Below are 22,977 nucleotides of genomic sequence, written 5' to 3'. Positions count from 1 at the left end.
CGTCATGTCCGAAGCGGCTACCACGCTTCAATCCGCCGATATCATGGAGATCCTGGAGCTTCTGCCGCACCGGTATCCCTTCCTCCTGGTCGATAAGATCATTGAGATCGACGGCGACAATTCGTGCATCGGCATCAAGAACGTCACCTTCAATGAGCCACAATTCACGGGCCATTTCCCGTCCCGCCCGATCTTTCCAGGAGTTTTCCTGATCGAGGCCATGGCTCAGACGGCAGGCGCCATCTGCGTCAAGGCGAAGATTGCGCAGCAGGCTAAGCCGAAGCAGGTATTTTTTATGACGATTGATAAGGTGAAATTCCGCAAACCGGTGGAGCCGGGCGATCGGGTCGAGTTCCACATGCGTAAGCTGAACAACCGCCGCAACATGTGGTGGTACAAAGGCGAGGCCAAGGTGGACGGCACGCTCGTCTGCGAAGCCGAGGTCAGTGCCATGCTGGTGCTCGAATAATGGAAACCGTGATTCATCCGACCGCCATCATCGAGGATGGCGCGAAGATCGGCCCGGGCGCGAAGATCGGCCCGTTCTGCACGGTCGGTCCCGAGGTTGAGCTGGGCGAGGGCTGCCAGCTCATGAGCCATGTGGCCCTGGCCGGACGCACGAAGATCGGCCCGCGGACACGCATCTTCCCCTTCGCCTCCATCGGCCATATCCCGCAGGACCTGAAGTACAAAGGCGAGGCCTCGACGCTTGAGATCGGCGCCGATTGCATGATCCGCGAAGGTGTGACCATGAACCCCGGCACCGAGGGCGGTGGCCTGCGCACGGTCATCGGCGACCGCTGCGCTTTCCTGGCCAATTCCCATGTGGGCCATGACACCAAGGTCGGCAACGACTGCATTCTCTCCAACAACGTGATGCTGGCGGGCCATGTCACGGTGGGCGATTTCGTGATCTTCGGCGGCGGCTCCGCCGTGATCCAGTTCGCCCGCGTCGGCTCCCATGCCTTCGTCGGCGGCATGTCAGGGCTCGAGAACGATCTCATTCCTTATGGCATGGCCATGGGTAACCGGGCGCATCTGGCCGGTCTGAACATCATCGGTCTGCGCCGCCGCGGCTTCACCCGCGAGCAGATCCACGACATCCGTCGGGCCTATCGCCTGCTATTCGCCGATGAGGGCACCTTGTCGGAGCGGGTCGAGGACGTGGCCGGCGAGTTCGACGATCATCCCTTCGTGCACGAGATCCTCGACTTCATTCGTGAAGGCAAGGATCGCGCGATCTGCACGCCGCGGGACCCCGTCAGTTCGGTGGGCTGATGTCTGCAGGCCCGATTGCGATTCTCGCCGGGGCCGGGCAGCTTCCCATCCAACTCGTGAATCATCTCGAGCGGACAGGACAGGAGGTGCGTGTGCTGGCGTTCCGCGGCTTCGCGGAAGCCGAACTCCAGCGTCGCGCCCATGCCACCGTCGACCTTCTCGATCTCAAGACCATCATGAGCACGCTGGAAGGGTGGCGGCCGCGGGCCGTCTCCCTTGTCGGTGCCGTACGCCGTCCCGGCTTTTCCGCGCTCCTCAGTGCCTATTCGCTGCTGCGAAATATGCATGAGGTGAAGGAGGTCATCACGCGCGGCGACGATCAGGTGCTGCGCGGAGCCGTGATGCTGCTTGAGGAGCGGGGCCATCGAGTGGTCGGCGCCCATGAGCTCGCGCCCGATCTCGTTGCCGCGCGGTCATTGAGCGGAAAACTTTCACCCAAGGCGGATGACCGTGAGACTATTGCCCTTGGTCTCGATCTCCTCAGATCCTTGTCAGCCTTCGATATTGGTCAGGGCGCCGTTATCGCTCGCCGGCACGTGCTGGCGATCGAAGGACCCGAGGGCACCGACCGGATGATGCGGCGGGTCATGAAGATGCGCCAATCGTGGTTTGGACTTCGCCGCCGCGAGGAGGGCGGGGTGCTGATCAAGGCCGCCAAGCGCGGTCAGGACCTGAGGGTCGACATGCCGACCATCGGACCCCGCACAGTCGTCGAAGCGGCAAAGGCAGGGCTTTCCGGCATTGCCGTCGGCGCGGGCTCCACTTTTGTGCTGGAGCAGGAGAAGACCCTGCACATGGCTGACCGGCTCGGCCTGTTTCTCGTCGCCGTCGACCTGCCCTGGATGGAGAATTCCTTTGGCTGAGGAAAAGCCGCTGACGATCTGGATCGTGTCCGGCGAGGAATCGGGCGATCAGCTCGGCGCGAAGCTGATGCGATCCCTGAAGGTCCGGCTCGGCAGCGAACGCGTGCGCTTCGGCGGTGTGGGCGGGCACGCCATGGAGAAGGAAGGCCTGAAGAGCCTGTTTCCTCTTGAAGAGATTGCCGTCATGGGGTTTTCCGCCGTCATCGCGCGGCTGCCCTCCATTCTAAAGCGCATTCGATTCACAGCTGATGCTGCTGTCGCGGCGAATCCCGACATGCTCGTCATCATCGATAGTCCGGATTTCACGCATCGGGTCGCTAAGGCCGTCCGACAGCGTGCCCCTCAGATTCCCATTATCGACTATGTCAGCCCATCCGTCTGGGCCTGGAGACCCGGCCGCGCGCCGAAGATGCGGGCCTATGTGGATCACCTTCTCGCCCTGCTGCCCTTCGAGCCAGAGGCCCACAAGCGTCTAGGCGGCCCGCCGACAACGTATGTCGGTCATCCACTGATCGAGCGTCTCGGCGAGATCAGGCCTGCGCCCGGTGAACGCGGAAGTGTGGAGAGCAAACCTCTCAAGCTCCTTGTCCTGCCGGGGAGCCGCCGCTCGGAGGTGAGCCGACTCATGGAGCCCTTCGGTGAGGCGTTGACGCTCCTGGCGGAGCGTTCGCCACATCCCTTCGAGGTCACGATCCCGGCGGTTTCGCACGTCGCGCAGGAGATCCGGGCACGGGCGCAATCCTGGAGCGTGAAGCCACGGATCGTGGAAGGCGAGGCCGCCAAGTGGGCAGCCTTCAGGCAGGCCGACGTCGCGCTCGCCGCTTCCGGCACAGTGACTCTCGAACTCGGACTCTCCGGCGTGCCGATGGTCGTCGCTTACCGGGTCTCAAAAATCGAGGAAGTGCTGAAATACCTCATCAAGGCACCGTCCATCGTGCTGACGAACCTGGTGCTCGGCGAGAACGTCATCCCCGAGCTGATCCAGTGGGATTGCACGCCCGAGAAGCTCGCCGATGCGCTTCTGCCGCTCCTGAGCGAGACTCCTGAGCGGCAGCGACAGCTCGCAGCGTTCAGCAAGCTCGATGAATTGATGAAAATCGGCAACGAGGTACCGAGCGAGCGTGCGGCGAGGATTGTGGACGAGGTGTTGACCGGCCCGGCGAAAGCATAGGCGCTTTTCGCGAATATCATCTCCGGCGCACGAAGCGCGGGAAGGGGATCCACTCACACGCTCTGTCGCTATGGATTCCCTTCCCCACCGCTCCGGTCGGGAATGACACTAAGCCAGTAAACAGCAGCAATGAAAAAGGGGCCTTTCGGCCCCTTTTCAATGTCAGCGTTTCCGCTTGTCTCACCCGCGCTGGGCGACCGTGACGTAATCGCGCTCCTTCTCGCCCGTATAGAGCTGGCGCGGGCGGCCGATGCGCTGGGACGGGTCTTCGATCATCTCGCTCCACTGGGCGATCCAACCGACCGTGCGGGCGAGCGCGAACAGCACCGTGAACATGGAGGTGGGGAAGCCCATCGCCTTCAGCGTGATGCCCGAATAGAAGTCGATGTTCGGGTAGAGCTTCTTCTCGATGAAGTAATCGTCCTTCAGGGCGATCTGCTCGAGTTCCACGGCCACATCGAGGAGCGGATCGTCCTTGATACCGAGCTCGTTCAGCACCTCATGGGTGGTCTTCTGCATGATGCGGGCGCGCGGATCGTAGTTCTTGTAGACCCGGTGGCCGAAGCCCATGAGACGGAACGGGTCGTTCTTGTCCTTCGCCTTGGCGATGTATTCCGGAATGCGATCCGGCGTGCCGATTTCCTCCAGCATCTTCAGCGCCGCTTCGTTGGCGCCGCCGTGAGCCGGTCCCCACAGGCAGGCGATGCCGGCCGCAATGCAGGCAAACGGGTTGGCACCCGAGGAGCCAGCCAGACGCACGGTCGAGGTCGAGGCGTTCTGCTCGTGATCGGCGTGCAGAATGAAGATCCGGTCGAGAGCGCGCGAGAGCACCGGGTTGACCTTGTACTCTTCCGCCGGAACCGCGAAGCACATGCGCAGGAAGTTGGACGAGTAGTCCAGATCGTTCTGCGGATACACGAAGGGCTGGCCGATGGAGTACTTGTAGGCCATGGCGGCGAGCGTCGGCATCTTGGCGATCATGCGCATGGACGCGATCATGCGCTGGTGCGGATCCGAGATGTCGGTCGAGTCGTGATAGAAGGCCGAGAGTGCGCCGACGCAGGCGACCATGATCGCCATCGGGTGCGCATCGCGGCGGAAGCCGGTGAAGAACCGGTTCATCTGGTCGTGCACCATGGTGTGGCGCGTGACGCGGTAGTCGAAATCGGCCTTCTGGGCTGCGGTCGGCAGCTCTCCGTAGAGCAGCAGATAGCAGGTCTCGAGGAAGTCACCGTGCTCGGCGAGCTGGTCGATCGGGTAGCCGCGATAGAGCAGGATGCCCTTGTCGCCGTCGATATAGGTGATCTTCGACTCGGTCGCCGCCGTCGAGGTGAAGCCGGGATCGTAAGTGAACATCCCGGTCTGGCCGTAGAGTTTCGAGATGTCGATGACGCTCGGGCCAATGGTGCCTTCTTTGACCGGCAGTTCCACGGACTTGTTGTCGACTGTGAGTGTGCTGGTGTTGGAACTCATGCGTCATGGCCCTTTCAAAAAGGAGGCCGGGCAGAACCTAGAGCAACCTGTGGAACGGAGAAGGTCTCCGCGGCTGCCGAACCGAGGTCTGCCGGTCGGTCGGTAGGATAATGGCGCCTTCGGTAGCTTATCCGTAGGAACGGAGCAAGCACGTCTAAAGGCGAGATTCGCCCGCTATGCAGCGGGCGCATCCTTAGTTTGGTCCCTCAAGCGCAACAGGGTTTCGTCCCTGCCGAGGACCGCCATCACGTCGAAGAGGCCAGGCGAGGTGGCTCGCCCCGTCAAGGCGGCTCTGAGAGGCTGTGCGACTTGACCGAGCTTGGCACCGATCGCCTCCGCATGCTCGCGCACAACGGCCTCGACGCTGTGTGCCGACCAGTCGGAGATGGCCTCGAGCTTCTCGGCGATACCGACGAGGCGCGAACGGCCATCCGCCAGCAGGCTCGCCGCCTTCTCGTCGAGATGCAGCGGCCGCTGGGCGTAGAGATAATAGGCGCTGTCGAGCAGCTCCACGAGCGTCTTGGCGCGCTCCTTCAGACCCGGCATGGCGGCGATCAGCTTCTGGCGCAGGCCGGGCTTGAACGTCCGGCCGAGATGGTGCTCGTCCTTATCGAGCTCCGGCAGCAGATCCTCAAGCGCCTGCACCAGCCGCTCGTCGTCGGACTGACGCATGTAATGCCCGTTGAGGTTCTCGAGCTTGGCAAAATCGAAGCGCGCCGGCGAGCGACCGATACTGCCGAGATCGAAGGCATCGATCATCTCCTGCGTGGAGAAAATCTCCTGGTCGCCATGGCTCCAGCCGAGGCGTACGAGATAGTTCCGCAAAGCCTCCGGCAGATAGCCCATGCTGCGATACGCCTCGACGCCGAGAGCGCCATGACGCTTGGAGAGCTTGGCGCCGTCCGGGCCATGGATAAGGGGGATATGAGCCATCTTCGGCACATCCCAGCCGAGGGCCTGATAGATCTGGGTCTGGCGCGCCGCGTTGGTCAGATGATCGTCGCCGCGGATGACGTGCGTCACATCCATGTCGTGATCGTCCACCACCACGGCGAGCATGTAGGTCGGCGTGCCGTCCGAGCGCAGGAGCACGAGATCGTCGAGATCCTTGTTCTGCCAGACGACGCGGCCCTGCACCTCATCCTCGACCACCGTCTCGCCCTCGGTCGGCGCCTTCAGGCGGATGACCGGCTTGACGCCCTCGGGAGCCTCGGACGGGTCGCGATCGCGCCAGCGGCCGTCATAACGAAGGGGACGGCCCTCCTTGCGGGCCGTCTCGCGCATCTCCTCCAGCTCCTGCTGGCTCGCATAGCAGTAATAGGCGCGGCCCTGCGCCAGCAGGCTCTCGGCGACTTCCTTGTGGCGGGCGGCGCGGGAGAACTGGTAGACCACATCGCCATCCCAATCGAGGCCGAGCCATTTCAAGCCGTCGAGGATCGCCGCGATGGCGGCGTCTGTCGAGCGTTCCCGGTCCGTGTCTTCGATGCGCAGCAGCATCTTGCCCCCATGCCGCTTGGCATAGAGCCAGTTGAACAGGGCCGTGCGTCCCCCTCCGATATGCAGGAAGCCGGTGGGAGAGGGGGCGAAGCGGGTGACGACGGTCATCGCAGGAAACCTTGACTTGAAAAACTTTCGGGCACGCGGCTTTACCATCCGCAGCGTCATCCGACTCAATCCACAGGGCGGTTTGGGCCGGACCGTGCGGTCGTCTAGCATGCGTCGAGACCCGCGTTAAGACGAAGCCGCGATGGAAGACAACCGAGAAAAGCCCCGCAGGATCCCGCGCACCACCGCGCGGGTCGCAGTGCTGCCTCGGCCCTGGAGCGCTCCCCTGGACTGGGCGCTTCCGGATGGCCATGGCTGGCTGTCTCGCAACATTGCCCTGGAGATCGAACAGCGCCGGCTCTTTCCCTGGATCGCAGTCTTCTTCGGGATCGGTATCGTCCTGTTCTTCCAGGCCGAGGGACATCCTGCCTTGTGGGCGCCACTCGGAGCCTTTGCGCTCTTCAGTGCCGGCGCGATTGCCCTTCGCCGGAATTTGGTGGCTTTTTCCGCCTTGATCGCGCTCGCAGCGCTCTTCGCAGGCTTCTCTGCCGGTGTGATCCGCGCCAGGAGCGTGGCGGCGCCCGCTCTCACCCACACGGTCATCACGCCGGTCACAGGCTTCATCGAGGTCATCGAGGACCGTGAGGAGGGAAAGCGGCTGCTTCTGCGCGTGACGGAGATGAAGGACATCGCGGAAACCGAACGGCCCAAGCGCGTGCGGGTCTCGGTGCGCAAGGGCGAGGGGCTCTCACCCGGACAAATGATCGCCGGGACGGCACGCCTGCTTCCATCTCCGCAGGCCGCATGGCCCGGCGGCTACGACTTTGCGCGCGACGCCCATTTCAAAGGGATCGGCGCAGTGGGCTCCATGGTTGGTCAGGTGCGCCAGATCGATCCATTGATGAAGCCGGATTGGTCCCTATGGCTGGCGGCGCGTGTCGACGAGGCACGCAATGCGCTGACCGAGCGCATCGCCTCCGCCATCGGAGGTGCGGCCGGCGGCGTCGGCGCCGCTCTGGTAACGGGTAAGCGAGGACTTATTCCGGAACCCACGAACGACGTCCTTCGCGGGGCCGGCATTTATCACATCGTGTCGATCTCTGGGCTCCACATGGTGCTGGCCGCCGGCACCTTCTTCTGGCTCGTGCGCGCGCTGCTGGCCCTTGCGCCCCACCTCGCACTGCTTTGGCCGGTGAAAAAGATCGCGGCTATCGCGGCGATGATCGGCGCGACGATCTATTGCATCTTCTCTGGCTCCGATGTCGCCACCGAGCGCTCGCTCATCATGACGCTTGTGATGTTCGGTGCGGTTCTGGTGGATCGTCCGGCCTTGAGCATGCGCAACCTGTCGATTGCTGCACTCATCGTGCTGGCGCGAGAGCCCGAAGCGCTGCTGGGGCCGAGTTTCCAGATGTCGTTTGGTGCCGTTGCCGCGATGATGGCGCTCGTGCCGTTGATGCATTGGCGGCGTAGAGAAGGGGCTCCTGCCACCCTGTTCGATCGAGGTCTTGCCTGGAGCGGTCAGGCGATGTTGGGGCTCCTTACGACGACGCTCGTGGCCAGCATCGCAACCGCGCCTTTCGCTGCCTATCACTTCCAGAGCCTGAACCCCTACGGTCTCATCGGCAATGCGCTCGCCCTGCCACTTGTGTCGCTTGTCGTGATGCCATCCGCCGTTCTTGGCGTGCTGGCCTATCCCTTCGGTCTCGATCGTCCGATCTGGCAACTCATGGGAGCGGCTGTCTCGCTGGTGCTCGACGTCTCGGCCTGGGTTGGCGGTTTCAGCGGTTCGACCATCGTCGTTCCGGCATTGGGTATTGCTGCTCTTGTCTTCCTGAGCATTGGCCTGATCATTCTGACCATCCCGGTCTCGTCCCTGCGATGGCTCGCTCTCGTACCGGCGGGAGTGGGGCTGGCCTTTGCCGCCACGCCTCATCGCTACGACATTTTCATCGACCGGGATGGGGCAGGGGCTGCCATTCGTGGCGCGAGCGGACAATTGTCACTTGCGGGGCGCCCATCCGATTTCGTCGCCGAGCAGTGGCTGCGCGCCGATGGAGATGCAAGAAGCGTCGATGATGCAAGCCTTAGGCGGGAGGCAAGATGCGATGCGGCAGGTTGTGTCGTTGCCGCTGGAGATCAACGCTGGATCGCATTCGTCCAGGATTTTTCGGCCTTCGATGAGGATTGCCGCCGCGCGACCGCAATCGTCTCAAGACTTGAGGCGCCGCCAACGTGCAAGGCCCGCTTTGTTCTGGATGGTAAACGACTGAAGGAGCGTGGCGCGACGACGATCCGCTTCGGCTCGGACACCATCGAAATACGCTCGGTCAAAAGAGGGCGTGAGATCTTGCCCTGGCCAGGCGCAGAAACGCTTCGGGCCGAAACGCCACCCGCCCGGGAAAGACCGCGCCGCGTGCAGCCTATCCCCGAGCAGGACTTGCCTGAAGAAGACGTTAGTACCGGCGAACCAGACTGACGAGCTTGCCCTGGATCTTGACCCGGTCGGGGCCGAGCACACGGGTCTCGTAGGCCTGGTTGGCGGCTTCGAGCGCAATGGAGGAACCGCGGCGGCGGAAGCGCTTCAGGGTCGCCTCCTCGTCGTCGATCAGGGCCACGATGATGTCGCCCGTATTGGCCGTGTCCTGACGACGGATCACCACGAGATCGCCGTCGAGAATGCCGGCCTCCACCATCGAGTCGCCACGCACCTCGAGGGCGAAATGGTCGCCCTGGGAGAGGAAATCGCCCGACAGGGTGATCGAGTGGCTGCGAGTCTGGATCGCCGAGATCGGTACACCGGCGGCGATCCGGCCCATGACCGGGATCGACATCTCCCGATCGCGCGGGTCGGAAGCCGGTTGGGGCGCAGTCTTGGCCTTGCCGGCCAGACCGCCCTCGACCACGCTCGGGGTGAAGCGCCGCTGACTGCCGGCACCGCTGGTGCTCTCCGGCAGCCGGATCACTTCGAGCGCTCTGGCCCGGTTCGGCAGGCGGCGGATGAAGCCGCGCTCCTCGAGCGCCGTGATGAGGCGGTGGATGCCGGACTTGGACTTGAGATCGAGCGCATCCTTCATCTCGTCGAAGGAAGGCGGAACCCCGGTTTCGCGTAGCCGCTCATGAATGAAGCGGAGCAATTCGTGCTGTTTGCGCGTCAGCATGGCTGGCCCTTACTGCTCCCAAGCGGAGCGATTCTGAAACAAATCGGGAACAAGGTAGCCGTTCTTGCTGTGTTCCGCAAGTCTCCTGCCAAGGTATTGCAGAGGCCAGAGCGCTCCTGGATAGCCTCAGGACAACCACAGGCGGCGTCCAGCCTGTTCAGACCCTCTGTGAGCAGATGGTTATTGAAACGCATTGCCTTTCCAGGCTCGAGTTTGATACGTACTAACGTATCGTGATCTGGCTGGAGAGTAAAATGGCGGCTGAACCGCGTATCGTGAATGTCATCGGTCATACAGGGGACATCGCAAAATTGCCTGAGTTTTCCCCGGCCTTGCTAGCTCCGGGGGAGAACTGGACTGGAACAGCCGGCGGCGAAGCCCGTACCGGAACCGCCAACGACGATACTTTGAACGGGGCCGGCGGGGACGACCAGCTTTTCGGCGGTGAAGGAAACGACACCCTTTATGGGGGCGATGACAAGGATACCCTCGCGGGCGGTCTGGGCAGGGACTTGCTGGAAGGAGGGGGAGGATTCGACTTCGCTTCTTATGCGCAGGCAGAAACGGGCCTGACGATTTCTCTCGCCAATCCGATTCTGAACACCGGCGAGGCTGCAGGCGATCGTTACGATAGCATCCAGGGTGTGATCGGCTCGACCTTCAACGATTGGATCATGGGCAGCCTTGATCATGATCACCTGATTGGCGGAAACGGCAGCGATACCCTGGAAGGTGGCGCTGGGATCGACACGCTCGAGGGAGGAGCGGGAGACGATGTCTATATCGATCCCTTCGGTGATATCATCCTCGACAGCGGAGGAAACGATACGATCCGCACGAGCAAAAGTTACACTCTGACTGAAGGCTTTGTGATCGAGAACCTCATGGCTTTGGACCCCACCGGCAGCATCGCGCTGACGTTAACGGGGAACAGCCTGAACAACACTCTGGTTGGCAATCGGGGGGCCAATTTCCTGGATGGAAAAGGCGGTGCCGACATTCTCATGGGCGGCCTGGGGGACGATGTCTACAAGGTCGACCAATTGGGTGACCAGATCAGAGACGCCAACAGCGGCGGGTTCGACACCGTTCTCGCATCGTCATCTTATTCTCTCGTCCGAGATGCGGAAATCGAAGTGTTGAAGCTCGAGGATCTCGCAAGTTCGGCATCATATCATCTTGATGGTTCCGACACGTCCAATGCCATCACTGGCAACGAAGGCGCCAATCTTCTCAGAGGATATGGCGGGCAGGACTTGATCCAGGCTGGATCGGGCAACGACACGATTTACGGTGGCACGGACAACGATACGCTTTATGGCAGTTCCGGGATGGACAGGCTCTATGGAGAGGCAGGCCGCGATATCTTTGTCTTCGACACGGCGGCACGCAAGTCGAACGTCGATCGGATCTACAAATACAATGTGAAGGACGATACGATCTGGCTCGACAATGCCGTGTTCACGAAACTCGGCAAGGGCAGCCCGTCCAAGCCGCTGAAGTTGAAATCCGGCATGTTTGCGATGAGCGACAAGGCCAAGGATTCCTCGGACCGGATCCTTTACGACAAGAAGACCGGCGCGCTCTATTACGACAGAGACGGCACGGGCTCGGCGGCGAAAGTGAAGGTCGCAACTTTGGATAAGAAACTCAAACTGTCCTACCACGACTTCTTCGTGATCTGACGAAGCCTTCCGATTTGGATCAGGGCAGCTAGTCTGCGGCTCGTGCGGAAAGGCAGGCGCGGTTTTTCCCTCAAGCGGATCCTGGGTTCGCGCCGGACGACGCGCTCATGAGAAGGAGAGTATCGGATCGACCGATGCCCCGGTGCCGGGTGCAAGATGTCCGGAGCGCCTCTCATCTGGATCGGATGTGCTCGGGAGACCTTCAAGATCAGCACAGCATATTCTCCCGAAGAGAGTTGTTCTGAAATAATTCCTATTTTGCTTCTGGGAATCTAAGCCCACAATCTACATTTGATGAAAATGGTTGGCTGATGCAGCCTTCGAGATGGCGCGTCGTTACTTCTGAGCCTCTTATGATTGGGCTCAGTTCTTCTTCGCGGCATAACATTGGAATCCCTCTCTCACGTGTTTTGTCGGATTCCAGTAAAAGTGATGACAGTAAGGAGGATGTGTATTGGATATAGTGTTCAATAATTACAATGAATTAGATATAATTATTGAATAATAGGTTTGTTTTAATGGGAATAAACTAAAGGATATTTGGTAAAATCCAAATACCTATGTCAACGGATAGGATCTTTCTCCCTTAATAACTTTCGGCGGGAGGATCATATACATAGCCGGTATCCCGATGGGCGAATTCGATTAGCCAGACTTGCCCTGTAAACCATAATCTCAGAGGGGCAGAAGGGGAGTTTACTCATGGAAAGAAACCTTGTATCAATGAACTAATATAACGTTAAATTACCTGCGATTAGGTGCACCATGACCACCCGCTTCGATGGCGAACTCACTCTTGCGTCGACCTCGACACAGCATACGAATCCCAAGGTGAAGGCTCTGCCGACTGGTGGCTTCGTCACGGTTTACCAATATCCTGTCGACGGCGGCGAGATCTTCATGGAGATACGCGACGCCCTTGGTCGGGTAACGCTGCAAAATCGAACGGTTAATACGGATTTTACCGGAAACCAAACCAATCCGGATGTCGCCGTCCTTTCGAACGGGGATATCGTTGTCGTCTGGGAGGGTGAAACCACAAGTTCCGGCAAAGACGTCTTTGCTCGTCGCTATGGCGCCGATGGCACACCGAAATCGGAGCCGTGGCGCGCAACTCCGGAAGATAATCCTCCTCATGACCAATTGAATCCGTCAATCATCGGATTAAGCGGCGGTGGCTTTGCCATTTCTTATGAGATGAAATTCTCAAACGGGATCACTAGGGGGCACTTTGGTATTTATGACCAAAATGCGAATCTTGTTGCCCACAAAACGCCGTTTTTCTCACTTGGGAACGTATACGCTCCGAAGTTGGTGCAGTTAAGTGATGGCACGATTGTTGCTGCATATGGTGTGACTAGTGGCCAAACTGACTATGACGTTTGGTTCAACAAATACACGGCATCCGGAGTAGAAGGCTCCCGCGAGGAGGTCTTGGTTACTGGGCCCGGTCGTCAGCTTCCAGGCGAAATGACGGCCCTGTCGAACGGCTCACTTGCAGCGACTTGGACTCATTCCTCAGGTAGCACTCAGGGAAAGGTACAAGGGAGAATAATCGGTCCCTCCGCCAACTTCACTTTCGAGATGGCGGTCGCCGGGCAGCAATTGGAACCGACCATTCAGTCATTGAATGACGGGCGTTTCGTACTTGCTATCGCCCAGCGCAATACCTCAACCGACAAGTGGGTGATCCGTGCGCAGGTCTTTGAGGCCAATGGATCGCGCGCCGCGGACGAACCGGAGATCGTGGTCAATACGGGCACGACGGGGGATAGCGTCGCTCCCGATGTCACCGTTCTCCGGGACGGGCGCTTCATCATATCCTGGTCGGAGGTCAATACCAATGGCACGATGTCGGCCAAGGCGCAGATCTTCGATCCACGTCGGCAGGCCGTGTCGGTCGACGGGACATCCGGAAATGACATGTATGTCGCGTCTGATTTCGATGGCGATAGCATGCGTGGACATGACGGGGACGATGTTTTCGTCGTCACGAACCTAAGTGACGCAAATGACGTGTTCGATGGTGGGAATGGATCCGACGCGGTAAGTTACATTCGTGCGAAGAGCGGGGTCACCGTAAACCTGAATAGTTATCTCCATCTAAGCATTGAGAATCTGTTCGGCTCGACCTTCGGCGACGATCTACGAGGCGATAAAGGTATCAATACCCTTAGCGGCGAGCAGGGGAACGACACGCTCTATGGCGGAGCGGATCAGGAACGTGACTATCTCTTCGGTGGTGAAGGCAAGGATACCGTCACGTATCAACACTCCGCTTCCGGCCGTGGGGTTTACATCGATCTCTTTACTCTCGAGAACAATAGCGGCGATGCTCTCGACGACGTTTATGACAGCATCGAAGTTTTTATCGGCACCAATTCGGCCGATCAGATGTATGGCGATCTTGATTCCATCGAATTTCAAGGTGGGTTTGGAAACGACACGCTTAAAGGTGGCATAGGCAACGATAAGCTGCTCGGCGAAGCCGACAGCGACGCCTTGGATGGCGGCAAGGGTAATGACACACTTGATGGCAGTGCTGGTTTTGATCTTCTGATCGGCGGCGATGGAGACGATGTCCTTGACGGTGGTGCCGACAGGGACGTGCTACGTGGTGGTTCCGGGAATGATCGTCTCGTCGGCGGCGGCGATGAGGACGTTTTGACGGGCGGATTGGGCGCGGATCAACTGATCGGCGGTGATGGCCTGTTCGACATGGCGCTCTATGAGGGCGACGATGGCCAGGGAGTGACCGCCAACCTCACTGACTCGACGAAGAACAAGGGAGAGGCCGAAGGCGATACCTATGAGGGTATCGAGAACATGGCCGGCACCCGGTTCGCCGACATCCTGACCGGACGCGAGACAAACAATACGCTCTATGGTCGCGAGGGGAACGACAAGCTCGAAGGCATGGGCGGCGATGACGACCTGCGAGGCGGGGCCGGTGCAGACATCCTCGATGGCGGATCGGGCAACGACTGGGCGACTTATGACGAGGCCAAGGCCGATGCGGGAAATCTCTGGGGTGTCCGCGTCAACCTGACGGACAATTCGCAGAATGCTGGTGATCAGGCGCTGGGCGATGTTCTGAATTCGGTCGAGAATATACGCGGTTCGAATTACCAGGATGTCCTGATCGGTAACGAATCCGCCAATATCCTTGAAGGCGGCGGAGGAAGCGACTGGCTCTATGGCGGTGGCGGCACGGCGGGAGATGCCCTCGTCGGCGGTGACACTGACGAGGTGACCGTCTGGGATTACGCGACTTATGAATACTCTACTGCGACCGATGGCATTACGCTCGATCTGAGCAATCGGAACAACGATGCCGGTGAAGCCCGTGGTGATGTGTTCGTCGGGATCGATGCCTACGGCGGAACCCATAACGCCGACCGGATGGTTGGCGTTAACGCCTATAACGAGTTCAACGGCAATGGGGGGAACGATACACTCGTCGGCGGTAGTGCGAACGATTACCTGAACGGCGGCGACGGCGATGACGTCCTTGAAGGCGGTGGCAACGGGCCGACGGGGTCGTTGGTAGACATACTGGTCGGCGGCGATGGAAACGATGCCGCTTCCTATGAGAATGCCACAGCCATGGTCGACGTCCATCTTGCGGACGCGACGAAGAATGGGGGCGATGCCAAAGGCGATCAGTACCTCTCGATCGAGAACGTGATCGGCTCCAAGCACGGGGATTGGATCCATGGAGACGACCGGGGCAATGTTCTGGAGGGGCGGGGAGGCGCAGACTCCCTTTGGGGAGAAGGGGGCGATGATAGGCTTGTCGGCGGCGACGGCAGTGACTGGATGGAAGGCGGTGCTGGCGCCGACACCATGGTGGGCGGCAACGGCGGGGACACCTATTGGATTCGCGATGCCAGCGACGTCGTCGTCGAAGAAGTTGAGAATACCGGCACCGACCGCGCCGTCATCTTCACCGACTACTTCAAGCTCGAAGACGCGGTCGGGCTTGAGATCTTGGAAGTGCATGGGTCGGTCACATCCTCGGTTCATCTGATCGGCAACAAGTATGACAACGAATTGATCGGCTCCTACACTCACGTCGATAAGTTGGAAGGCGGCGAGGGGAACGACAGGTACTTTATCACCGAAGGTGATGTTGTCATCGATACGGGCGGTGAGCACGACAGCGCCTATGCGGTCTCTTCCGGGAAATTTACCGCTGCGGACGGCATCGAGACATTGAGCGGTGGCGAAGATATCGAAGGCCTCTGGCTGATCGCGGGAGATCACGGCACGACCGTCATCGGCACCGACATGACAAACACGCTGCAGGGCGGGGCTGGGGTCGACACTTTGCAGGGAGGTTGGGGCAGCGATGTCTACTACGCCGATGCCGATGACGTCATTCAGGATGACGCTGGCACCGCCGATACCTTGATGGTGACCGCTGCCGGCAAGCACTCGCTTGAAGGTCGTGGCGATATCGAGATCCTGCAGGCCGAACTCGGCGTGGCGGATGTCTGGCTCATTGCACGACCGGCCGATGATGGCATACCGAGCATTCTGATCGGAAATGATCTCGCGAACACGCTCGAGAGCAGTGGAGCCGACGATTACCTCGAGGGCCGCGAGGGCAACGACACCTATATTGTCACGGCGCCCACCGTCACCGTCGATGATAACGGCGATGATACCGACATCGACACCATCATCCTGCGCGGCAATTTCGGTTCTGAGAGCGGTCCGACCGTCTATTTTCTGGCGTCCGGCATCGAGATCCTGGATGCCAGGGATGCGACGGGTGCACTCGCGCTGATTGGTAACCATCTCGCCAACACGATCTATGGCAACGGCTCCGGAAGCGAACTCGTCGGCGGCGCAGGGAATGACACCTACTATGTCGGTGTCGGCGACACAGTCTTCGAAGGCCCTGGAGAAGGAACAGCCGACAAGGCGATCATCACAGGCGGAACCTTTACCCTGGGTGACGATGTTGAGGTTGAGGTGCTGCAGGCGGCCGAAGGCACCTTCCCGATCCACCTGATCGGCAATAACATCAGTAATCACCTGATAGGCAATGCAGGCAGAAACTACCTGCACGGTGGCGCGGGAGAGGCTGATCGTTTCGAGGGTGGGGACGGCAACGACACCTATGTCTTCGCCAATAAAGGTGACGATCTGTCGAAAAACGACACCGGCGGCGACATGGATGTTGCCTATATCTGGGACAGTAATTTCGTAGGAGGGGCGGCTGAGGCTGCGATATTCGCGGACTATCTCAAGTCCATGGGCATTGACTATGTTTATCGGAACATAACTCCGCCTCCGCCTCCGACAGGTGGCCAGGGTCCGGAGTCCGACCCGACCGATATCGCGCTGACCTCCTATAAGATCGATGAGAACTCGCAAGGTCTCTCCATCATCGGCGAGCTGAGCGCCGTCGACGATGTTCAGGGTCCTTTCAAATACAGAATTGTCGGCGATGCGGACGAGAAGTTCCTGATCGAACGACTGCCGGATGGCCGCTGGGTGCTCAGGCTTCGGGAAAATGCCACCCTGGATTTCGAGGCCGACCCATTCCACAAGGTCAGCGTCGAAGTGACCGATATCGATGGAGGCAAGTACACGGAAGAGCTCACGATCGAAGTGAACGACGTGGCTGAAGGTCCGGGTAATGGAGCGCCAACAAACATCGCCTTCTCGGATTCCTTCGTCCGTGAGCATCTTGGTTCAGGTAACAATGTCGGTGCGCTGTCGGCAGTGGATCCTGATGGCGATTCATTGACGTGGACGCTGACAAATGACGCGAACGGCATCGTTTATCTCGAAGGTAACGAGATCAAGGTTAAGGATCATACGAAACTAGACTTCGAACAGCTGGATACACGCGACTTCACATTCACAATCCGAGTTTCGGATGGTCAAGGAAATGCTGTCGAGCAATCCTTCACTGTTGCCGTCGAGAACATCATCACGGAACGGGTCACCGGCACTGATAAGGACAACCTAATTAAAGGTGGTGGCGGTAAAGACCGTCTCAATGGGGGAGACGGCAACGATACTCTGTCAGGTGGATCAGAAGCGGATACTTTGATTGGCGGTGCCGGAGATGATGTATTCTTGTTCGACTCACGGTTCTCGACATCGAATGTCGATAGCATCAGCAACTTCGAAATTGCCGCAGACAAAATCCACCTTGAGCGCGATATCTTCACCGCTTTTGCTGAAAGCGATGTTGGGCAAAACCTGCCAGGCTCCGCTTTTGTCGTCGGACTGGTGCCCCAGGACGCAGATGATCGCATTATCTACGATCAAACGTCAGGAAAGCTGTACTACGACAGCGATGGTACTGGAGCGACAGCCGCCCGTCACTTCGCGACGCTCGCCGCTAACCTCATGTTGACCAGTGACCACTTCAAGATCGTCTAACTCACGCTGAAGGGGGAATAGCCGCCCCCTTGGCTTGACCTTAAGAAGACACAAGATAACGTAACAAGGAATTCTTCTATGCCTCAGAATCTAACCATCCAAGCTGTATCAACTGATGGCGGGCGGCAAATTAATCAGTTCGTCGTTGGAATTAACGAAAACATCGTAACTGGCACAAAAATTGGTAAACTAGTCGGCATCGATTTTCCGGCAACGAATTTCAATATTGTTGCGGAGAATGATTATGGTGGCCGCTTTGGAATCATTAAGGAAGGAACTGAGTACTTCCTGATCGCATTGAGTGGCGGCAGTACGAATTTTGACTTTGAAGATCCTACCTATGAAGGATACTTCGATCAAATCACATTCAAAATGTACAACGGTACGACTCTTGCGCACCAAGTCGTGGTTGATGTGGAGTTGAACGACATTGCCGTCGAAGGGCCTGTCAACACGCCGCCGGACATTGTGGTGACGGGCAACGGCACGACGACTGCGACCGACACCGGTGCGGCGGTCACTCCGTTCCTCAACAAGCTGGCCATCACGGACGCCCAGGCCGCCGACATGCTCACGGTCACGGTGTCGTTCAACAACGCCGACGGCGTGCTCGGCGGGACTGCCGTGCAGGGCGTGGTCAACGGCAGCACCATCACCTACACCTTCAGCGGCACGACGGCGCAGATCAAGGCGATCCTGGACGGGCTGACCTTCAACCCGACGGACCGGGCGGTGGCCGGCAACCCGATCACGACCGTGTTCACGGTCACGGCCAAGGACGCCACCCATACCGAGGTCAGCAACACCGAGATCGAGGTGGTGACCACCGTCGTCGGCACCAACACGGCTCCGAACATCACGGGAGTGACTCCCGGCACTCAGAATGTTGAAGACACGGGTTCGCTTCAGCCCTTCTCAACTATAACGATCTCCGACAGCGGAGATCTTACCGTCGTTATCGAGATGAGTTCCGCCGCACATGGTGCATTCGAGAACTTGAGCGGAGGAATCTACAATCCCCAGGCAGGTACCTTTACCGTCACAGGGAATGCCAACCATGTGACAAACGTTCTGCGAGCCTTGCAATTCAACCCGGCAGATCGTCCCAACGATGCAACGGGCGCAGGGCAGCAGACGACTTTCACCATCAAGGTTAGAGACACTGGAGGGCTGGAGACAACTAACTCAAGTACCACAGTCAACGCCACGGCCGCCAATCGTGCCCCGACGGATGTTTCCATTTCGTCTGCGTCCGTTCGAGAGAATCTCATTGTCGGCAGTGATGTCGGCACGCTGAGTGCAAGCGATACCAACGCCAACGAAGTTTTTAACTATGAACTCGTGGACAACGCAGGCGGGCGTTTCACTCTGAGCAAAGCCAATGGCGTCACAAAGATCGTGACGGCCTTGAGCCTGGACTATGAGAGTAACGATCTGCTTCTCAAGACCGACGCTTCGGGTCGATACTATGAAGTCAAGGTTCAGGTGACCGATGGTCGTGGGGCTCCGATGCCGCAACCGAAGACCATCAAGATCTATATCACTAACGATACCAGCGATGATGGCGGTATGCCTGCACCCCCATCTATCGAAGGCTTTTCCGGAACCACTACCGTCTTCGACAATGCTTTGGCGACTCCCTTCTCCAATGTTAGCATTACCGATTCTGGTCAGCTCACAGCCAAGATTCACCTCGATACGCCAAGTAAAGGCGTTTTCGAGAACCTCGGTATTGGAGGTTATAACCCTGAGACGGGGGTCTACACAGTCGTCGGTACGGCAGCTGAGATTACAGCGGCCATTAAGGCGCTCCGGTATAATCCGCGCAACCGCGATACGGACGCCGTAAATACGGAAGAGACCACCAACTTCACAATCACCGTAACTGACAGTGGTGGACTGACCGCTGGCGGTGGCATGAATGTCTTCGTCGTGTCTCAAGCGGCTAACCGTGCTCCGACTGACGTTTCCATCGCGGGCAATTCTGTTCGTGAGAACCTCATCGCTGGTACGGAAGTCGGCACTCTGAATGCAAGCGACACCAATGCCGGCGAGTCCTTCACGTATGAACTCACCAATAATGCAGGCGGTCGCTTCACTCTGAGTAAGGAAGACGGCATCACTAAGATCGTGACCACGCGCGCTCTTGACTATGATACCGAGCCGGCACTCAGCGATGAGTTCGGTAAGTATTTCGAGGTCAGAGTTCAGGTTACGGATCGTCATGGGGGCACAATGCCTCAGGCGAAAACAATAAAGATCTATGTCACCAACGATACTAGCGATGATGGCGACAATGTTCCCCCGGACACTCTGACCTTTGCGAACGGAGAAACCGAAGCTTCTATAAACGAGAATGTGGCAGGCGCGACGTTCGGCGTTCTCTTAGGGCATGATAATAATCCCTTAGACAGCCTGACATACATGATTAGCCCGAACGGAGATCCAAGCGGTAAGTTTGAGGTTGTATCGACTACAAATGGTTGGGTCTTGAAGCTTAAAGAGAATCAGAGCCTTGATTATGAGAACTCTGGTCCCGGTCACACCCATACCGTAAAAGTCCGTGTATTGGACGGCAAAGGCGGATTCCTGGACCAGGATTTCACCATTGTTGTCAACGATGTTGCCGAGAACGTTCCCAACCGCATTCCGAGCGTGCCTACGCTCAGCAATGCAACCATTCAGGAACTCGCTCTTAACAACACCCCCGTCGGCACTCTTTCTGCTGTCGATCCGGATGGCAACGCGCTCACTTATAAGATCGTGTCCGCGAGTGGAGCCTTGGTGGATAACGATGGCCGCTTCAAGATCGTCAACAATCAGCTGATGGTCGAAAATGGTGTCTTGTTGGATTATGAACAGGCGACGCAGCATGCTGTCACCATCGAGGTCAGTGACGGTAGTGGCGGAGCGGCAAGGCAGACATTCGGCATCAATGTCGGAGACCTGGGACCTGAGCTAATGGCTCCTGCTTCAGCCAGCCCGTTGAATGATGTCATCAAAGGCAGCAAGACCGGCAACTTCAAGGACGTGTTCTACGGCGGTGCCGGCGATGACAAGCTCTGGGGCGGATATGGCAACGACACTCTGTGGGGTGGTGTTGGTAAGGACGTCTTCGTCTTCGACGGACGGCTCGGCACGTCTTCGAGCGATCGTCGGGTCAACTTCGACACGATCAAGGACTACAGCGTCAAGGACGATTCGATCTGGCTCGAGAACACTTTGTTCAAGAGCAACAAGACGCTCTATAACTCGATCAAGAAGGGCACTGAGATCAAGGCTGTAAAGCTGGCGAGCAAGTTCTTCACGGTCGGATCCAAGGCGAAGGATAAGGACGACTACTTCGTGTATGACGACAAGAAGCGCGTCCTATCCTACGACTCCGACGGTTCCGGTTCGAAGGCTGCGATTGAGCTTGCGACCTTCACCAAGAACTCGGCCTTGAAGAACTTCAAGTTTGGCGAGCTTCTCTTTATCTAATTAACGATACGTTATATTGGATGAAAACATGTGCCGGCCTCCTAAAAGGGGGCCGGTTTTCTTATGTTTGTGCCTTCAATGGTGCCTCAGCGGGATGCAGGACATACCTCGCCAATTCATCACTCCGCTCAATCCTCCAAAGGCCGGGATACGGTAAGTCTTGAATCGTTCTGCCAACGGCATGAGGGATAAAACCCAGCGGTCCAATAACCAGATATGCCGACCCCTAGACGTTGGTTTACATCGCTTGCTCGCGCCAAACGACAGGCAACGAAAAACCCGCTTCGGCTAGGCCGAAGCGGGTCGTAGCAGCGAGATGTGATCTAGCGCATCGTGCGGACCCGGAGGGCCGCGTCAGCGACCGAAGGGCCACGCCAGTGAAAAGTGGACCCGGCTTTCCGCATCAACGATGCGCCTTTAAGAAAGGAGCATCGGACCCAAAAGTGGAGACCACTTTTGGGTCCGATGCTCTAAGTTCAGACCACGATGAAGTCCGAAGCCGAGAGCTTCAGGTTCTTGTCGAGCGTCGCGAACTTGATGGCCGCGGCAGCGGTGCCCGAACCGTCTGCGTCGTAATAGAGAGCGCCATTCGACTTGTTGTAGACGATCAGATCGCCGGCATCCTTGGCTTTCGAACCGATGGTGAAGGCGGACGAGGCGAGCCTGGTTCCGGTAAGAGCCGTGAAGATGTCCCGGTCCAGGGCGATCCGGTCGTCCCTCGTCGAGAAGCTGAGGATCCGGTCGACATTCGACCCGCCGAGAACGGCGTCGAAGTAAAAGGTATCCCGCCCGAGACCGCCCGTGAGCTTGTCGCTGCCGAGACCGCCATAGAGCTGATCGTTGCCGGCGCCGCCATCCAGCTGGTCGTTGCCGTCGCGTCCCTGAAGGATGTCGTTGCCGTTCATGCCTTTCAGGGAATTCTTGCCGGCATGGCCGACGAGGAGGTTGGCCTTGGTGTTGCCTGTCAGGTTGATCGACTTGCCTCCAGCGGTTTCATCTGCGGCAAGACCTTCCAGGATGGCCTTGGATGACATCGTGGTGGTCTTGGACACCATTTGGCAGTCGAGACCGCCAGAGTCGATGACGATATCGACCTTCTCGTTGAACTTGTAGACGTCGTTGCCGTTGCCGCCCTTGAGGATGTTTGGGCCGCTCTCGAGGCCGGCGGGCAGCCTGTCGTTGCCGCCGCCGGCGATCAGCGTGTCGTTGCCGTCACCACCGTCGAGCACGTCGATGCCATTGCCGCCATCGAGATGATCGTCGCCGGCATTGCCGTAGAGCAGGTCGCGGCCGTTGCCGGCGGTCACGCGTTCGCCAGCGGCGCTGCCGACGAAACGATCGTCATTGATCTTTTCGGCGTTGGTGTTCAGATCAACCAAGATCTGTTGATTGGGTCGACCCCAATTTACGAAAACCGTGCCTGAAATGTTGAGGTCGACAGGTTCTGAAGCGCTGCTGAAATGAATGATGTCGGTGCCTGCGGCTGATCCCACGACTTGCGAGACACCGAATAAACTGTTGGCGTTGTACGTGACGGTTGTTACCGGATTCGGAGACGCAAATGTCAGAACGTCGATGGCGTGAAGGGAATTGAAATGCGCAGAGCCCAGAAGCTGGATGACGTCCCATTGCGTATCGGCAAGATCGCCCGTGCTATTGGAGCCTGAGAGATCGGTGTTGAACACACCGTCGTTCACGATGAAGATGTCGTTTCCACCCATTCCGTAGAATATGTTTTCTTCACCAGGAACACCTGGAGAGACGATGAACTGTTCGTTGGTATCGTTGCCGACTGTAATGGCCATTAGAACCCCGCGTACGCCTTCAAAGGCATTAGTTAACGGTATATAGTTTCATATTGTGCCTGAAGGGGCAATGATGAGCAATGGCCGCACGTCCATAGGCTCATAGTTTCA

Annotated in this window: 12 protein-coding genes; 8 read left to right on the top strand and 4 right to left on the bottom strand. The window is 58.5% G+C overall.

Annotation, left to right across the window (positions count from 1 at the left end; translation table 11 throughout):
• Positions 1–4: 4 nt before the first annotated feature.
• The 4 genes from fabZ to lpxB are packed head-to-tail and all read left to right on the top strand — an operon-like array spanning position 5 to position 3,312.
• Positions 5–469, top strand: a complete 465-nt coding sequence (fabZ, locus tag JO965_RS14280) for a 3-hydroxyacyl-ACP dehydratase FabZ (RefSeq protein WP_203439557.1) — start codon at positions 5–7, stop codon at positions 467–469.
• A complete protein-coding gene (lpxA, locus tag JO965_RS14275) occupies positions 469–1,278 on the top strand; it encodes an acyl-ACP--UDP-N-acetylglucosamine O-acyltransferase (protein WP_203439556.1) in 810 nt (269 codons plus the stop codon). Before fabZ ends, lpxA begins: the two co-directional genes overlap by 1 nt.
• Entirely contained in the window at positions 1,278–2,141 is an 864-nt protein-coding gene (locus JO965_RS14270) for an LpxI family protein (RefSeq protein ID WP_203439555.1), read from the top strand. Before lpxA ends, JO965_RS14270 begins: the two co-directional genes overlap by 1 nt.
• Positions 2,134–3,312, top strand: coding sequence for a lipid-A-disaccharide synthase (lpxB, locus tag JO965_RS14265; protein WP_203439554.1), 1,179 nt, complete (start codon positions 2,134–2,136; stop codon positions 3,310–3,312). Before JO965_RS14270 ends, lpxB begins: the two co-directional genes overlap by 8 nt.
• A 180-nt stretch (positions 3,313–3,492) precedes the next feature.
• Here the strand turns inward: lpxB and gltA are convergent, their stop codons facing one another.
• Entirely contained in the window at positions 3,493–4,785 is a 1,293-nt protein-coding gene (gltA, locus tag JO965_RS14260; RefSeq protein WP_203439553.1) for a citrate synthase, read from the bottom strand.
• Between the two features lie 174 nt (positions 4,786–4,959).
• On the bottom strand, positions 4,960–6,390 hold the full coding sequence (gene gltX / locus JO965_RS14255; RefSeq protein ID WP_203439552.1) for a glutamate--tRNA ligase: 1,431 nt from the start codon (positions 6,388–6,390) through the stop codon (positions 4,960–4,962).
• A gap of 142 nt (positions 6,391–6,532) precedes the next feature.
• Between gltX and JO965_RS14250 the strand changes: the two genes are divergently transcribed.
• Positions 6,533–8,809 (top strand): ComEC/Rec2 family competence protein, encoded by a 2,277-nt coding sequence (locus tag JO965_RS14250; protein WP_203439551.1) that lies wholly within the window; start codon positions 6,533–6,535, stop codon positions 8,807–8,809.
• Here the strand turns inward: JO965_RS14250 and lexA are convergent.
• Positions 8,787–9,491, bottom strand: a complete 705-nt coding sequence (gene lexA / locus JO965_RS14245; RefSeq protein ID WP_203439550.1) for a transcriptional repressor LexA — start codon at positions 9,489–9,491, stop codon at positions 8,787–8,789. The genes JO965_RS14250 and lexA overlap by 23 nt on opposite strands.
• 254 nt (positions 9,492–9,745) lie before the next feature.
• Here lexA and JO965_RS14240 point away from each other — a divergent pair, with 254 nt between their 5' ends.
• From JO965_RS14240 to JO965_RS14230, 3 genes are all read left to right on the top strand, one after another.
• Complete coding sequence (locus tag JO965_RS14240) at positions 9,746–11,176, top strand: calcium-binding protein (RefSeq protein ID WP_203439549.1); 1,431 nt, start codon at positions 9,746–9,748, stop codon at positions 11,174–11,176.
• A 765-nt stretch (positions 11,177–11,941) separates the two neighbouring features.
• Positions 11,942–17,581: a hypothetical protein gene (locus tag JO965_RS47880; protein ID WP_203439548.1), complete on the top strand. Its 5,640-nt coding sequence runs from the start codon at positions 11,942–11,944 to the stop codon at positions 17,579–17,581.
• Between the two features lie 78 nt (positions 17,582–17,659).
• Positions 17,660–21,061: a cadherin domain-containing protein gene (locus JO965_RS14230; protein WP_203439547.1), complete on the top strand. Its 3,402-nt coding sequence runs from the start codon at positions 17,660–17,662 to the stop codon at positions 21,059–21,061.
• 476 nt (positions 21,062–21,537) lie between these two features.
• Here the strand turns inward: JO965_RS14230 and JO965_RS14225 are convergent, their stop codons facing one another.
• The gene (locus JO965_RS14225) at positions 21,538–22,866 is read right to left on the bottom strand and encodes a calcium-binding protein (protein ID WP_203439546.1); all 1,329 of its coding nucleotides are present in this window, start codon (positions 22,864–22,866) and stop codon (positions 21,538–21,540) included.
• Positions 22,867–22,977 lie beyond the last annotated feature (111 nt).

Origin of the sequence: Microvirga sp. VF16 (assembly GCF_016864375.1) — a bacterium.
In the GTDB taxonomy this organism is placed as follows: Bacteria; Pseudomonadota; Alphaproteobacteria; order Rhizobiales; family Beijerinckiaceae; genus Microvirga.
The sequence above is the reverse complement of the archived record's forward strand: the minus strand, read 5'-3'. Positions and strand labels throughout refer to the sequence as shown.